General features: G+C 72.0%; 14 protein-coding genes. 5 read left to right on the forward strand and 9 right to left on the reverse strand.

Going from position 1 to position 15,411, the window contains the following annotated elements:
- Positions 1-89: 89 nt before the first annotated feature.
- From TAE01_RS05250 to TAE01_RS05260, 3 genes are all read left to right on the forward strand, one after another.
- Positions 90-1,619 (forward strand): helix-turn-helix domain-containing protein, encoded by a 1,530-nt coding sequence (locus tag TAE01_RS05250; protein WP_147064166.1) that lies wholly within the window; start codon positions 90-92, stop codon positions 1,617-1,619.
- 217 nt (positions 1,620-1,836) lie between these two features.
- On the forward strand, positions 1,837-2,658 hold the full coding sequence (locus TAE01_RS05255; RefSeq protein WP_147064168.1) for a 3-hydroxybutyrate dehydrogenase: 822 nt from the start codon (positions 1,837-1,839) through the stop codon (positions 2,656-2,658).
- A 52-nt stretch (positions 2,659-2,710) separates the two neighbouring features.
- Entirely contained in the window at positions 2,711-4,573 is a 1,863-nt protein-coding gene (locus tag TAE01_RS05260) for a helix-turn-helix domain-containing protein (protein WP_246111153.1), read from the forward strand.
- Between the two features lie 46 nt (positions 4,574-4,619).
- Here the strand turns inward: TAE01_RS05260 and TAE01_RS05265 are convergent, their stop codons facing one another.
- The 6 genes from TAE01_RS05265 to TAE01_RS05290 are packed head-to-tail and all read right to left on the reverse strand — an operon-like array spanning position 4,620 to position 10,324.
- Positions 4,620-5,549, reverse strand: coding sequence for an alpha/beta fold hydrolase (locus TAE01_RS05265; RefSeq protein WP_147064173.1), 930 nt, complete (start codon positions 5,547-5,549; stop codon positions 4,620-4,622).
- 40 nt (positions 5,550-5,589) lie between these two features.
- A complete protein-coding gene (locus TAE01_RS05270) occupies positions 5,590-6,726 on the reverse strand; it encodes a branched-chain amino acid ABC transporter permease (RefSeq protein WP_246111154.1) in 1,137 nt (378 codons plus the stop codon).
- Positions 6,723-7,607, reverse strand: a complete 885-nt coding sequence (locus tag TAE01_RS05275) for a branched-chain amino acid ABC transporter permease (RefSeq protein ID WP_147064176.1) — start codon at positions 7,605-7,607, stop codon at positions 6,723-6,725. Before TAE01_RS05275 ends, TAE01_RS05270 begins: the two co-directional genes overlap by 4 nt.
- A complete protein-coding gene (locus tag TAE01_RS05280) occupies positions 7,604-8,356 on the reverse strand; it encodes an ABC transporter ATP-binding protein (RefSeq protein ID WP_222594070.1) in 753 nt (250 codons plus the stop codon). The genes TAE01_RS05275 and TAE01_RS05280 overlap by 4 nt, the downstream gene beginning before the upstream one ends.
- Entirely contained in the window at positions 8,353-9,087 is a 735-nt protein-coding gene (locus TAE01_RS05285) for an ABC transporter ATP-binding protein (RefSeq protein ID WP_147064178.1), read from the reverse strand. The genes TAE01_RS05280 and TAE01_RS05285 overlap by 4 nt, the downstream gene beginning before the upstream one ends.
- 16 nt (positions 9,088-9,103) lie before the next feature.
- Positions 9,104-10,324 (reverse strand): substrate-binding domain-containing protein, encoded by a 1,221-nt coding sequence (locus TAE01_RS05290; RefSeq protein ID WP_147064180.1) that lies wholly within the window; start codon positions 10,322-10,324, stop codon positions 9,104-9,106.
- 258 nt (positions 10,325-10,582) lie between these two features.
- Between TAE01_RS05290 and TAE01_RS05295 the strand changes: the two genes are divergently transcribed.
- Together TAE01_RS05295 and sigJ are read left to right on the forward strand one after the other, a co-directional pair.
- Positions 10,583-11,548 carry an NAD-dependent epimerase/dehydratase family protein gene (locus TAE01_RS05295; RefSeq protein WP_147064182.1) on the forward strand — a complete coding sequence of 322 codons (966 nt, stop codon included), beginning with the start codon at positions 10,583-10,585 and terminating at the stop codon, positions 11,546-11,548.
- Positions 11,545-12,522, forward strand: coding sequence for an RNA polymerase sigma factor SigJ (gene sigJ / locus TAE01_RS05300; RefSeq protein WP_147064184.1), 978 nt, complete (start codon positions 11,545-11,547; stop codon positions 12,520-12,522). The genes TAE01_RS05295 and sigJ overlap by 4 nt, the downstream gene beginning before the upstream one ends.
- Positions 12,523-12,629: 107 nt before the next feature.
- Here sigJ and TAE01_RS05305 read toward each other — a convergent pair whose 3' ends face one another.
- The 3 genes from TAE01_RS05305 to TAE01_RS05315 form a co-directional block, all read right to left on the reverse strand.
- On the reverse strand, positions 12,630-12,920 hold the full coding sequence (locus tag TAE01_RS05305; RefSeq protein ID WP_147064186.1) for a hypothetical protein: 291 nt from the start codon (positions 12,918-12,920) through the stop codon (positions 12,630-12,632).
- 100 nt (positions 12,921-13,020) lie between these two features.
- Positions 13,021-14,886 carry a 1-deoxy-D-xylulose-5-phosphate synthase gene (gene dxs, locus TAE01_RS05310; RefSeq protein ID WP_147064189.1) on the reverse strand — a complete coding sequence of 622 codons (1,866 nt, stop codon included), beginning with the start codon at positions 14,884-14,886 and terminating at the stop codon, positions 13,021-13,023.
- A 121-nt stretch (positions 14,887-15,007) separates the two neighbouring features.
- The gene (locus tag TAE01_RS05315) at positions 15,008-15,397 is read right to left on the reverse strand and encodes a hypothetical protein (protein ID WP_246111155.1); all 390 of its coding nucleotides are present in this window, start codon (positions 15,395-15,397) and stop codon (positions 15,008-15,010) included.
- Between the last annotated feature and the right edge of the window lie 14 nt (positions 15,398-15,411).

A 15,411-nucleotide genomic window follows, 5' to 3' on the forward strand; every position in this document is an offset into this window, starting at 1 on the left:
GCGAGGCCACGGACCCACCCGACGGGTCCGTGGCCTCGCCGCGGCGGGGGCGATTTGCCATAACTCATATATGAGTTAGCCTCGAAGCCGTGTCTCAGACCTACCTGACCCGGATCGGCGGACTCATCCGCGACGCGCGACGCCACAAGGGGATGACCCAGTCGGACCTCGCCGAGCTGCTCGGCACGTCCCAGGGCGCCGTGACCCGCATCGAGCAGGGCAAGCAGAACCTCAGCCTCGACATGCTCGCCAAGATCGGTGACGCGCTCGACTCCGAGTTCGTCTCCCTCGGCCACTCCGGCCCGCAGCACCTGCGCATCGTCGGCGGCCAGAAGCTCACCGGCTCCATCGACGTCAAGACCTCGAAGAACGCGGCCGTCGCGCTGCTCTGCGCCGCCCTGCTCAACCGGGGCCGCACGACCCTGCGCAGCCTGGCCCGCATCGAGGAGGTCAACCGGATCCTCGAGGTCCTCGCCTCGATCGGCGTCCGGACCCGGTGGCTGCCCGACAGCAGCGACCTCGAGATCATCCCGCCCGCCGAGCTCAACCTCGACGACATCGACGTCGCGGCGGCCCGCCGCACGCGCACCGTCATCATGTTCCTCGGGCCGCTGCTCCACGAGCACGACAGCTTCCAGCTCCCGTATGCCGGTGGCTGCGACCTCGGCACCCGTACCGTCGAGCCGCACCTGGCCGCCCTGCGGTCCTTCGGTCTCGAGGTGACCGCGACGCACGGCTTCTACGAGGCGCGCTCGGACCGCTCGGTCAATCCCGAGCGGGCCATCGTGCTCACCGAGCGCGGCGACACCGTCACCGAGAACGTCCTCATGGCGGCCGCCCGTCACGCGGGTACGACGGTCATCCGCAACGCGAGCCCCAACTACATGGTCCAGGACCTCTGCTTCTTCCTCGAGAAGCTGGGCGTGCGCATCGACGGCATCGGTACGACGACGCTGACCGTCCACGGCGTCGCCGAGATCGACGTCGACGTCGAGTACTCCCCCAGCGAGGACCCCATCGAGGCGATGAGCCTCATCGCGGCCGCCGTCGTCACCGACAGCGCCATCACGATCCGCCGCGTGCCCATCGAGTTCATCGAGATCGAGCTCGCCACGCTCGACGGCATGGGAATGAAGTACAACCTCAGCGGTGAGTACACCTCGGCCAACGGCAAGACCCGCCTCGTCGACCTCACGACGATCCCCGGCCCGCTGCAGGCACCGACCGACAAGATCCACCCGATGCCCTTCCCCGGGCTCAACATCGACAACCTGCCCTTCTTCGCGCTCATCGGCGCCGTCGCCGAGGGCAGCACGATGATCCACGACTGGGTCTACGAGAACCGCGCCATCTACCTCACCGAGCTGACGAAGGTCGGCGCGAAGGTGCAGCTGCTCGACCCGCACCGCGTCATCGTCGAGGGCCCGACCCGGTGGCGCGCGGCCGAGGTCATGTGTCCTCCCGCGCTGCGTCCCGGTGTCGTGGTGCTGCTCGCGATGCTCGCGGCCCCGGGCACCTCGGTGCTGCGCAACGTCTACGTCATCAACCGCGGCTACGAGGACCTCGCCGAGCGCCTCAACGCCCTCGGCGCGACCATCGAGGTCTTCCGCGACATCTGATCCACGCCCGGCAGGCGATGCTGCCGATGACGTGCCGGATGGTGCTGCCGCCGGTGGGGCGATGACCCCACCGGAGGCAGCACCATCCGCAGCACCATCGCGACGGCACAGTGGGATTCGGGGCGCGAAACCGTGCGGACGGTCTCCACATGAGATCGGCGCTTTTGTGTTCGGTGAGCACACAGGCGTTCCTGGCGCGCGTACCTAGTCTTCCCGCATGCCCGACGCCCGCAACGACGCCCGCGACGACGCCCCGGACTCCCCTCTCGGAGCTCCCTCGGCGGTCAACCTCGCCATCGACCTCACCGGCCGCACCGCCCTCGTCACCGGAGCCGCCAGCGGCATCGGGGCGAGCGTCGCCCGGGCTCTGGCCGGCGCCGGCGCCCGGGTGCACGCCGTCGACCGGGACGCCGACGGCCTCGCGTCCATGGCCGAGGGCTACGACCTCGACACCGTCACTGCAGACCTCGCCGACCTCGACTCGCTTGCGCAGCTGCCGACCGACATCGACATCCTCGTCAACAACGCGGGCATCCAGCACGTGAGCCCCATCGAGGGCTTCCCCGTCGACCGGTTCGAGTTCATCCTCGACCTGATGCTCGTGTCGCCGTTCCGTCTGATCCGGCAGAGCCTGCCCCACATGTACGAGCGGGGCTGGGGTCGGGTCATCAACATCTCCAGCGTCCACGGCCTGCGGGCCAGCGCCTTCAAGTCGGCCTACGTCACGGCCAAGCACGGTCTCGAGGGCCTGTCGAAGGTCGTGGCCCTCGAGGGCGGCCCCCACGGCGTCACGTCGACATGCATCAACCCGGCCTACGTCCGGACCCCGCTCGTCGAGGCCCAGATCGCCGACCAGGCCCGGACCCACGGCATCCCCGAGTCCGAGGTCGTCGAGAAGGTCATGCTCGCGCCGGTCGCCGTCAAGCGTCTCGTCGAGCCGGACGAGGTCGCGGCCCTGGCGCTCTTCCTCTGCGGGCCGGCCTCCGGCTCGGTCACCGGCACGTCCTTCTCCATGGACGGCGGCTGGACCGCCCACTGACCACGAGCTCCGCGCGCCCACCAACCGACTCGACCCGCCTAGGATCTGCCCCGTGGTCACCCGCAGCGAGACGTCGACAGCCGACCAGGTCATCCACCTGCTCCAGCTGTTGGCGGCGGACGCCTCGGTCGCCGAGGTCGCTGCTGCGGAGGCCCCGGCCGAGGCCCGGGACCTCGCCCTGCGGATCACCGGCGCACGCGAGGTCCACCAGCACCGCGAGGCCGGGCTCGCCGCCCTCCTCGACACCGCGCGGGAGCTGGCCACCGAGAGCGACCCGGGGTCCGTCCTCGACGCCATCGTGCGCCGGGCCCGGCGACTCGTCGGGACCGACCTCGCCTACCTCACCCTCTACGATCCCGAGGCCGGCGACACCTTCATGCGCGCCACCGACGGTTCCGTCTCGGCCGTCTTCCAGTCGGTGCGGCTCGCGCTCGGTGCGGGGCTCGGTGGCCTCGTCGCCTCGACGCACAAGCCGTACTGGACCGCCGACTACTGGGCCGACGAGCGCTTCCGGCACACGACGGACATCGACGGTGCGGTCGGCGAGGAGGGCATCATCGCGATCTGCGGCACACCGCTCATCGTGGAGAAGCACTTCGTCGGGGTCCTCTTCGCGGCCAACCGGTCCTCGCGCCCCTTCACCCGCGAGGAGGTGGGCCTGCTCGGCAACCTCGCCACGCTGGCCGCGGTCACCCTCGTGCAGACCCGCGCGCTGGCCGACGCCGAGAACGCGCTCGCAGCGCTGTCCGACGCCCACGAGACCGTCCGGCACTACGCCGACGGCGTCGAGAAGGCCGCCGCCGCCCACGACCGCTTCGCCTCGCTCGTGCTGGGCGGCGGCGGGGTCGACGACATCACCCACGCCCTGGCCGAGCTCCTCGGCGGCTGGGCGGTCCTCGTCGACGAGAACGGCACACGCAACAGCGCAGCGGGACCGGCGCCGGAGCCAGACGCGTCGGGGCACGACCCCGTCGCCGCCGTCGACGCCATGCCGGGGCTCGGGACGGGGCGACTCGTCGAGCGCGACGGCATCTATGCCGTGGCCGTGACGGCGGCCCGCGAGCGCCTCGGCACGATCTACGTCGGCGGGCTGACCCTGGAGGACTCGGACCAGCGGACCGTCGAGCGGGCCGGGGTGGTCACCGCACTCGTGCTCCTCTTCGAGCGCCAGGCGGCCGACGCGCGCCAGTCCGCTCGCAACCGCCTCGTCAGCGACCTCGTCAGCCGGCGCGGGTCGCGCGAGGAGCGGCTCGCGCTGGCCCGGACCGTCGGCTTCGACCCGCAGAGGCCGTTCAGCCTGCTCGTCCTCCGGGGTGACGACCCCAGCGGTCACCGGGCGCTGCTCATCTCGGCCAGCGCGGCCACCGGCGAGGCCTCGGTCGTCGGCGCGCACGACGGTGACGTCGTCGCCCTCGTGCCGGGGCTCGACGCCGACGGCCTGGCCCGCGCGGTCGCTGCGCGCATCGGCAAGCGCACCTGCGTGACGGTCGCCGGGGTCGGACCGGTGAGCGACGTCGACGCCATCGCCGAGGCCCACGAGGAGGGGCATCGGACCGTCGGTGCCCTCATCGCCCTCGGCCACCGCGGCAAGGGCGCTGCCGCCACCCAGCTCGGCTTCGCCGGACTCATCGTGGGCTCCGACCCCGACGTCGACGACTACGTCCGGAAGCTCCTGGGTCCCGTGCTCGACTACGACGAACGGCGCGGGACCGACCTCGTCGGCACCCTCGCGGCCTACTTCGCGGCCGGTGGCAGTCCCCGCCACGCGGCAGGGACGCTCCACGTGCACGTCAACACCGTCTCGCAGCGGCTCGAGCGCATCGCAGCCCTCCTCGGGGAGTCGTGGCAGCACCCCGACCACGCGCTCGAGCTGCAGATCGCCCTGCGCCTGCGCGCCCTGCAGGCGCCGGCCTGACCGGCCTGACCCGCGGCCGAAACGTGACGGTCAGCGCGTCTGGTCGTCAGCCGGCGAGCAGGCGGTCGACGGCGTCGGCGACGGCGGTGACGCCCCGGTCACCGAGGATGACGTCGTAGTGGTTCGCGTCGACCCGGGTCGCCCGGACACCCTCCGGCACCCCGAGTGCCGCCAGCCGCGTCTCGTCGTAGAGCCCCTGCGGCTCGTCGAGCAGCCCCCTCTCGGCCCAGACCAGCTCGGCTCGCACGCCCTGACCCACCGCGACCCGGAGTCCTGCGTGGGTCTCCCGGTCGGCCATGACGTCGGCGCCGTCGGCACGGACGGCCTCGAGGACGCACGTGCTGCGCCACCGGCCGTCGGCGCCATCCTGGACGAGGTCGTGCTCGATGTAGCCCCGGGCCGCCTTTCCGCCGGGACCGTGCAGCACCGGCCCGAGGGCCGGGTGGCCGGACCAGAAGCCGAGGTATGCCGCGGGGTCGGCGAAACGCATCGACAACCGGTCCATGGCCGGCCCGATCACCGACTGCAGGGCCGCGTCGACGTCGAGCTCGTCGGGGACCGGGAAGGCGAGGCCGCCGTCGACCAGCACCGCCGCCGGGAAGCGCTCCGGGTGGCGGGCTGCGGCCAGGGCGGCGACGAAGGCGCCCATGGAGTGCCCGACGAGCACGGGGGCCGAGCCGAACACCGTGGCCATGGACGTCAGGTCCGCGACGTGGGCGCCGAGCCCGTACGGACCCGGGGCCGACCGGCTGTCCCCGCGGCCGCGCAGGTCCGGGGCGAGGAAGCGGACGCTGCCGGGCCCGTGGCGCCGCCCGACCTCGTCGGCGACGCGGGCCCAGGACAAGCCGTTCGCGGTGATGCCGTGCACCGCCAGCACGACGGGAGCGTCGGCGGCGGGCGCCCCCAGGCTGAGGTCGTGGATGGCGAGACTGCCCTCGGGGAGCTCGATGACGAAGGCGGACGGTGTGGTGCTCATCGGGACCCTGACCTCCGGATCAGTCTGCCGCCCAGGCCGGTCAGGCCCGACGGCGCGAAGTAGACGACGGCGCGAAGTAGACGACGGCGACGAAGAACGCGCCGAGGATGAAGAGCGGCTGCGAGAGCACCTGACGCACGACGTCGGGCAGGCCCTGCAGGAACGCGGCGTTGCTGACCTCGACGAGGCGGGCGTCGGCATAGGTGTAGAGCACTCCGCCGAGGAGGGCGCCCCAGCGGCTGCCCGCTCCCCCGAGCACGACCATGACGAGCAGGGACAGCGTGAACTCGGACGTGGTCAGGTGGGGGTTCGAGCCGCCGAGAACGAGGGCGTGCACGACGCCACCGAGGGCGCCGAGGAACGAGCCCGCGACGAGGGCGAGGAGCTTGACGCGGTAGGTGCCGAACCCGAGCACCGCGGCGCGCTGCTCGTTCTCCCGCACGGCGGCCATGGCGTGCCCCGCGCGGGACCGCACGAGGACGGCGACGGCCACCCACGTGACGACGACGAGGGCGAGCGCCAACCAGTACCGGTACGGCGCGTTGGCGACACCGACGAGCAGGTCGGGCACCGCGTCGCGGTCCAACGGTCGACCCTCCTCGCCGCCCGTCACTCCCCCGGGGTTGCGCATGACGATGATCGAGGCGGCCTGGGCGAACGCCAGCGTCACCATGGCGAAGGCGATGCCGCCGACCCGCAGCGCCACGGCGCCGACCACGAGGGCCAGGAGCGTCGACAGGCCCAGGGCTGCGAGCACCGCCACCGGGAGCGGCAGCGCCCAGGTCGAGAGCGAGACCGTGAGCAGGTAGCTGCCGGCAGCCACGAAGAGGGCGTGCCCGAAGGAGAGCAGACCGGTGCGCCCGAAGAGGACGTCGTAGCTCAGGGCGATGCCGCCGACGACGAGACACGTGGCCAGCAGCTGCAGCGAACCGGGGCCGTTGACACGGTCCGGCAGGACTCCGGGCAGCTCGACCGCGACGTAGGGAAGGTAGGCGAGGACCGCGAGCCCGACCAGTGGCGCGAGGATGCGGAGCAGACGGCCCGGGCCGCGGGCCGGGCTGGTCGGCTCCCCCAGCGTCACCGGCGGGGTGCCGGTCGTGTCGTCACCGACGAGGTCCTCGCCTGCGGGGCGTACCCCCGCAGGATGGTCGGTCACGTGGTCGGTGGGCGACGTCATGCCGTCGCTCCCTTCAGCGAGGTCGGTCGGAGCAGGAGCACCAGGGCGAGCAGGAGCACGACGGACAGGTCGCCGACCCCGGTCGCCGCGTAGTAGTTCGCGAGCTGCTGCACGAGCCCCACGGCCACGGCGGCGACCGCGGTTCCGGTCAGGGAGCCCATGCCGCCGATGACGACGACGATGAAGGCGTAGATGAGCAGCGACCCGCCCTGCGCCGGCGACACCGCCCCGGCGTACTGCGAGTAGAGCGCGCCGGCCAGGGCCGCCGCGGCCCCGCCGAGCGCGAAGACCACGGTGAATGTGCGGTGGACGTCGATGCCCAACGCCTCGACCATGGTGCGGTTCTCGACACCGGCCCGGATGACGAGCCCGAGGCGCGTCAGGTGCAGCAGGGCCAGGAGGCCGACGAAGAGCACGCCGGCGACGAGGACGTAGACGAAGCGGTCGTCGGGCAACCGAGCGCCCAGCATGTCGGTCGTCCCACCGATCCAGGCGGGCGACTCGACAGCCCGAGGGTCGGAGCCCCAGATCCCTTGTGCGGCAGCGACGCCCGCGAGCGAGAGGCCTACCGTGACGAGCACCTGCTGGATGTGGTGACGATAGAGCGGCCGGATGAGCACGACCTCGACGACGCGGCCGACGACGGCTCCGACACACACGGCCACGAGGACACCCACGAGGAGTCTGAGGACGACGGGCCAGCCAGCGGGCAGCGCTCCCATCGTCAGCCACGCGGCATACGCCCCCGCGGTGATGAAGGCGCCGTGCGCGAAGTTGAGCACGCCCATGAGCCCGTAGATGAGGCTGAGTCCGCTGGCGGCGATGAAGTAGAGCGCTCCGAGGCCGAGGCCCGTCACGATGAGCAGGACGAGGTCGCTCATGCGGCCCCCTCCCGCCGCATCGAGACACCGAGCAGCTCGCGCGTCAGGTCGACGTCGGCGACGAGGTCCGCTGCCGCGCCCCGGTGCACCACGGCGCCGGCGTCGAGGACGACGACCCGGTCGGCGATGCGCCGCACGAGGGGCAGGTTCTGCTCGACGAGCAGGACGGGCCTCGTTCGCGCCACCTCGGCGAGCACGTCGGCGACCTCGGTGACGAGCTTGGGAGCCAGACCCTTGGTCGGCTCGTCGACGAGCAGGAGGGCGTTCTCGCGCAGGAGCACCCGCGCGAGCGACACCATCTGCTGCTGGCCACCTGACAGGGTGCCGGCCCGCTGCCCACGACGCGTCACGAGGTCGGGGAAGAGCCGCCCGACCACCGGCGCGTCGGCACCCTGGTCCGGCGCGACGAGCCGGAGGTTCTCGTCGACGGTGAGGCCGCCGAAGACCTCTCGGTCCTCCGGGACGTAGCCGATGCCGGACCGCACGATCCGCGACGTGGCCATCGTCTGGATCTCGCTGCCCCGCAGCATGATGCGACCGGACCTGGGCGCGAGGCCGATGATCGCCTTGAGCGTCGTCGTCTTGCCCACTCCGTTGCGCCCCAGCAGTGCGGTGACACCCGTGGCCGCCACTTCGAACGAGACGCCCTGCAGGATGTGCGAGCCGCCGTAGCGGACGTGGACGTCGTCGAGCTCCAGGACCGGCGCGGACACGGCCGCACCACGGCTCTCCGGTTGCTGAGCGGTCACAGTGCTTCTCCCAGATAGGCCTGCTGGACTCGCTCGTCGGCGGTCACCTCGGTGGGGGCACCGACCGCGAGCAGCTGCCCGTGGTGCAGCACGGCGACGCGGTCGGCGAGCCCCAGGACGACATGCATGTGGTGCTCGACCATGGCCACGGCCACGCCGGCGTCGCGCACCTCACCGATGATCTCGGTCAGGCCGTCCACGTCCTCGGCAGAGACGCCCGCCATCGGCTCGTCGAGGAGCAGCACCGCCGGCTCCGAGGCCAGGGCCATGGCGAGCTCGAGCTTGCGACGGTCCCCGTGCGAGAGGTCACGCGCGAGTGTCCGGGAGCGGCCCGGCATACGCACCCGGCCCAGGAGCTCGTCGATGACGTGGGTCGTCGACGACCCGGCCCCGCGGAACGGCGAGAAGGACGCCGTCCCCGCTGCCTGCACCGCAAGACGCACGTTCTCCCCCGCGGTGAGTCCGTCGAAGAGGGCCGACGTCTGGAACGACCGGGCCAGCCCCATCCGGGCACGCCGAGTGGCACTCGCCTGCGTGACGTCCTTGTCCCTCAGGCTGATCCGGCCACTGGACGGTCGGGTCACCCCGCTCAGGATGTTGACGAACGATGACTTGCCCGCCCCGTTGGGGCCGATGATGCCGACGAGCTCACCGGCCCCCACGGTGAGGGAGACGTCCTCGAGGATCTGGGCGCCACCGACCTTCCAGCCGACGGCCTCTGCGCTGATCACGACGGAGGGTGTCCGATCACTTGAAGGGCGTCACGGGCGGTGCCACGGCGTCGGCACCGAGCGTGTCGACGAGCTGCGGGACGACGTTGCTGCCGTCCTTCTTCAGCGTGGCCGTGAACATCGGCTGCAGGAGGGCGTGGTCCTCTGCGCGGATCTCGAGCGAACCCTTGGGACCGTCGAACTTCCACCCTTCGAGCGAGGTGACCATCTTCTCGACGTCGCCCCCACCCGCCTCGAGAGCGTGCACGATCATCTGCCCCGCGACGAACCCGTCGTTGGTGAAGAGGTCGACCGTGGCGCCCTGCTTCTTCAGCCCGGCGTCGAGCGCCCGGTAGGCCGCGTTGTCGGCGGCGCCCTCGAAGAAGTGGGACAGGAAGTTGATCTTCGTCGCGACCGCGCCGAAGAGCGCGTGCGTCGCCTTGATGTCGAGCCCGGTGACGACCTTGGTGGAGTCGAAGACGCCCTGCTGGCCCAGCGTGGTCCACATGGACGTGGCGTTGGCGCCGGCCCACGCGACGAAGAGCAGGTCCGGTGAGCCGTCCTTGACCTTGGTCGCGAACGGGGTCAGGTCGGTCGCGGCCGCCGGCACCTCGACGGAGGTCACGGTTGCGCCCTTCGCCCCGAGGATGGCGGTCACCGCGGCGACGTTGGCCTTGCCGAAGGCGCTGTCCTGCGCGAGCACCGTCACCTTCTTGCCCTTGACGTCACCGAGGATGCTGCCGGCGGTCGCGACGTCCTGGTAGGTCTGGCGACCCGATCGGAACGTGTAGCGGTTGGCGCCCGTCACCGCATCGGCGGCCGCCGGACCGGAGATGAAGAGGATCTTGTTGTCCTTCGCGAGGGGCGCGACCTGCAGCGCCACCCCGCTCGAGGTGGAGCCGGCGATGATCTTGTTGCCCTGCCCGATGAGGTCGGTGGCCGAGGCGACGGCCTTGGCGGGGTCGCCCGCGTCGTCCTGCTCGGTGATCTGGATCTGGTGTCCGGCGACCGCGCCGGTGCCCTTGGTGGCGTAGTCGATGCCGGCCGTGAGGCCCTGTCGGTACTGAGCGCCGTAGGTGGCGAGCGGGCCGGACTTCGAGTAGACGAGTCCCACCTTGTACGGGGCCCCGGCGCCGCCGGAGGCGCCTCCCGCGCCGTTGTCGGCAGCCGGTGCACCGGGCTGGCCGGGTGAGCCGCAGGCCGCGACCGACAGCGTGATCATGACGCTCGCGAGCGCGAGACTCCACCGCTTGGACACCGATGTCCTCCACCTCTGGCGGGCGCTCGCGCCTTTGCTGCAACGAGATCCGTTGACGCCCAACCGTTTCGGCGAAAGTAGTTCAGCCCCTCACGGTCGCCGGTGGGATCGGCCACCACAAAGAGGGCGTCTGCATGTGCCTCGCGCCCACCACCGGCCCGAACGTCAGGTCCCGAACGCGCTGGCGTCGGGGTGTCACAGGACGCCGCGCTGTCTCGTCCTAGGGGTGTACGCAGTCGACGAGGCGAGGAGCACGTGATGAGGGTTCTGGTGGCAGGAGCGACCGGTGCGATGGGTCGCCAGCTGGTGCCGCGGCTGGTGCGGGCCGGGCACGAGGTCCACGGCATGACACGCAGCGAGTCGAAGCAGGCTCTCCTCCGGCAGCTCGGCGCCCTGCCGGTCGTGGCGGACGCCCTGGACCCCGACCAGGTGGGGCGAGCCGTCGCCGCCGCCGAACCGGACGTGGTGGTGCACCAGCTGACCTCGATCGGCCCGATGGACCTGCGCCACTTCGACCGGGCCTTCACGATGACCAACCGGCTCCGGACCGAGGGCACCGACAACCTCCTCTCGGCGTCCCGGGCAGCCGGGGTGAGGCGTTTCGTCGCGCAGAGCTTCTTCGCCGCCTACGACCGGGTCGGCGGCGGCGTGAAGTCCGAGGAGGATCCGTTCGGCACGGCACCAGCCGCGGGGATGCACCAGACCGTCGGAGCCATCCGGCACCTCGAGGAGCAGGTGCTCGCGGCCTCGTGGACGCAGGGCCTCGTGCTGAGGTACGGCGGGTTCTACGGCCCCCACACCTCTCTCGGACCCGACGGAGAACAGACCGAGGCGGTCCGGCGACGCACGTTCCCGGTGGTCGGCGACGGTGGCGGCATCTGGTCGTTCATCCACATCGGCGACGCGGCCGACGCCACGGTGGCGGCCGTCGAGCGCGGCGCACCCGGTGTCTACAACGTCGTCGACGACGAGCCGGCGAGCGTGGCGACGTGGCTGCCGCTCCTGGCGCAGTCGCTCGGCGCGAAGCCTCCCCTGCGCGTGCCCCGGCTGGTGGCGAGGCTGCTGGCGGGCGAGACTGGCGCCGTGATGATGACCGAGCTCCGGGGCGCGTCCAACGCCAAGGCTCGCCGCGACCTGGCCTGGTCCCCGGAGCACGCCAGCTGGCGCGAGGGCTTCCGCGAGCTCGGCGCCCAGGTGCGCGCCGGGAGTGGTGCGGCGGCGTGACCCACGAGACCGGGTCTCGGGAACCGGCTGCCGACCGGGAGCAGCTGCTGGCCGACGTGCGCCCCGTGGCCTTCGGCATCGCCTACCGGATGCTCGGAAGCGTCAGCGAGGCCGAGGACGTCGTCCAGGAGGCGTTGATCCGAGTGCACGGCGCGCTCGAGTCGGGAGAGCAGATCTCGTCCCCGCGGGCGTTCACCGCCACCGTGACGACGCGCCTCGCCATGGACGAGCTCCGCTCGGCGCGCGTGCGCCGTGAGCGGTACGTCGGGGACTGGCTGCCGGAACCCCTCCTCACCGGGGGCCAGGGCGCCGCCCAGGACCCTGCCCGACAGGCGGAGACCGCCGACTCCCTGTCGATGGCGCTGCTCGTGCTGCTGGAGACCCTGTCACCCGAGCAGCGCGCGGTCCTGCTGCTGCACGACGTCTTCGGCTACGGCTACGGCGAGGTCGCGACGATCGTGGGCAAGGGCGAGGCCAACGTGCGCCAGCTCGCGGTCCGCGCGCGACGCCACGTGCAGGACCGCCGGCCCCGGTTCACGACGAGTCCGGAACGGCAGAGCGAGCTGGCGAGCCGCTTCTTCACGGCAGCCCGGACGGGCGACCTCGCCGGCCTCGAGTCCCTGCTCGCCCATGACGTCGAGCTCGTCGGCGACGGCGGCGGCAAGGCGCCGTCGCTCGCCCGCGCGCAGCGCGGCCGCAGCCGGGTCGCGCACACCCTCACCAACTGGCTGCGTGCACTTCGCCGCCTGCCCGAGATGGAGATCCGTCCCACCGAGGTCAACGGCGACCCGGGCGCGACCTTCCTCGTCGAGGGTCGGCTGCTCGCGGTCTGGGCCCTCGACATCAGGGACGGCGAGGTCGCAGGCGTCCGGGCGATCGTCAACCCGGACAAGCTCGTGCACCTCGGCCCGGTGGGTGACGCCAACGCCCTCATCCGCCGGCTCGGTGGCGGTGGTGCACGCGCCGCCGACTGAGGTGCGGCCTGTGACCGCTGCCGGGACGACCTGGTGGTGTCAGGGGTCGTGATGACGTCGCCGCGCCGGCCTGGCCAGGCACTCTGCGCGCGCCGGACCAGCGAGGTTCAGCGCCGGTCGGCGACGACCCACGACGCCGTCGCGCTCACCGCGGCGACGACGAGGACCGAGGGCCACGCGCCGATCTTCTTCGCCAGCACGTGCGACGCGCCGAACCCGCCGAGGTAGACGGCCGCGAGCCCCGCGGCTCCGGCTCCCCCGGCCTTGACGACCCACGTGCGCCCGGCGTAGAGGCCGGCCGCACCGAGCACGATGCCACCCAGGGGCCGGACACCGCTCTCGCGGGCGGCGACGTAGCCACCGACGAGCCCGAGGGCGGCGATCGGGGCTGTCGTCACATCGCTTACGTGCGTAGCTGCATGCCCTCGATCCTAGGCAGGCGTGCTGTGCGAGGGCTGGGCGGAGCCCCTCGCCGACCGGTGGCCGGGCGAGCGGCGCTCAGAGGCGCTTCTCGAGGTCGAGCACGACCTGGTCGGCCGTGAGCCCGAGCTCCTCGAGGATCTGGACCCGGGACGCGTGGTCGAGGAAGCGCTTCGGTATGCCGTAGGTGTGCACCGGCACGTCGACGCCGGCGTCGCGCAGGGCGAGCGTCACCGCCGCCCCGACACCACCGCTGACGAGGTTGTCCTCGATGACCGCCACGGCGGCGGCCCGACGGGCGAGCCCGACGACGTCGTCGCTGACGGGGATGACCCAGCGGGGGTCGACGACCCGTACCGAGCGGCCGTGCGCGGCGATCTTCTCGCCCGCCTCGATGGCGAGCCCGGCGAACGCGCCCACGCCCACGACGAGCAGGTCGACCTCGTCGCCGGAGTTCTCGAAGAGCACGTCGACGTCCCCGACCGCACGCACGGCGGTCACGGGGTCGGCCACGTCGCCCTTCGGGAAGCGGATGACCGTCGGCCCGTCCGAGACGTCGACGGCCTCACGCAGCTGCTTGCGCACCTGCTCGCCGTCGCGCGGCGCGGCCAGCCGCAGGCCCGGGACGATGGAGGTGAGCGTCATGTCCCACATGCCGTTGTGCGACGCCCCGTCGCTGCCGGTCACGCCGGCCCGGTCGAGGATGAACGTGACGCCCGCGTGGTGCAGCGCACAGTCCATGAGCAGCTGGTCGAAGGCGCGGTTGAGGAACGTCGCGTAGACCGCCACGACCGGGTGCAGCCCCGAGTAGGAGAGCCCCGAGGCCATCGTCACCGCGTGCTGCTCCGCGATGCCGACGTCGAAGACGCGGTCGGGGTACGCGGCGGCGAAACCGTCGAGACCGACCGGGATGAGCATGGCCGCGGTGAGGGCCACGACGTCGGGGCGGTCCCGGCCGATCGCCACCATCTCGTCGTTGAACTCGTCGGTCCAGATGCGGCCGCCGACCTCGAAGGGCAGCCCCGTCTCGGGGTTGATCTTGCCGACGCTGTGGAACTGGTCGGCGTCGTCGTCGATGGCGGGCTGGTAGCCGCGGCCCTTCTGGGTGATGACGTGCACGATGACCGGCCCGCCGAAGTCCTTGGCCTTGCTCAGCGCCCGCTCGAGCGCCTGCTCGTCGTGCCCGTCGACCGGGCCGAGGTACTTCAGGCCCAGGTCCTCGAACATGCCCTGCGGCGCGACGATGTCCTTGATGCCCTTCTTGACGCCGTGCAGCGTCTCGAACATCGCGCCTCCGACGACCGGCGTCCGGGCGAGCGAGCGCTTGCCCCAGTCGAGGAACCGCTCGTAGCCACGGGTCGTGCGCAGGGTGGCGAGGTGGTCGGCGAGACCGCCGATCGTCGGCGCGTAGGAGCGCTCGTTGTCGTTGACGACGATGACGAGGGGCAGCGTCTTGTCGACGGCGATGTTGTTGATGGCCTCCCAGGCCATGCCGCCGGTCAGGGCTCCGTCGCCGATGACCGCGACCGTGTGACGGTCGCTCTCGCCGCTGAGGCGCCGTCCCTTGGCGATGCCGTCGGCCCACGAGAGCGCCGTCGAGGCGTGGGAGTTCTCCACGACGTCGTGCTCGGACTCGCTGCGGCTCGGGTAGCCGGACAGGCCGCCCTTCTTCTTGAGCTTGCTGAAGTCCTGGCGCCCGGTGAGGAGCTTGTGGACGTACGACTGGTGCCCGGTGTCGAAGACGAGCGTGTCGCGGGGCGATTCGAAGACCCGGTGCAGGGCGATCGTCAGCTCGACGACCCCGAGGTTGGGGCCGAGGTGTCCGCCGGTCTTGGAGACCTCGGCGACGAGGAAGGTGCGGATCTCCTCCGCCAGCGCCGGCAGCTGGTCCGCCGGCAGCGCCTTGAGCGCCGCGGGGCTCGTGATCGTCTCCAGCAGGGCCACGCTGTGTCGTCCTCTCGGGGGTCGGTGCTCACCCACACGGTGGGTCGGTCGAGTCTACGGGTCAACGATGGGGCGCTCCCAACAGTGCGCGCAGCACGCTGTCGACCTCGTCACACGACCTTCACAACCGGGGCGCGAAGACCTTGCCCTGAAGGGCCTCGTGCAGCAGCCGCGCCGAGCGCGAGGCGGCCATGAGTCGGATGCCCTCGGCCTCGATCTGCCCGAGGATCTCGGTCAGCGCCTCGGCCGGCACGTGCGGGCCGATCGCGACGCGCGCCTCGCGCCACGCGTCGCGCATGGCGACGACCTGCCCGTCGATGTGCCGGCCGGCCAGCCAGGCGAGCGCGATGGGGTGACGCCGCCACCCGGCATACGCCCGGTAGTCCGGGGGGCACTGGTCGAGGAGCCAGAGCACGGCCCGCTCCTCCCAGCCCGGCGTGTGCGCCGGGGGGACGCCGGGCGGCCACCCAGGAGGGGTGTGTCCGGTCGCGGCGGGAGGCGGGGACTGCATGCTCACAGTCTGCC

Source organism: Terrabacter aerolatus, from assembly GCF_007991735.1.
GTDB lineage: Bacteria > Actinomycetota > Actinomycetes > Actinomycetales > Dermatophilaceae > Terrabacter > Terrabacter aerolatus.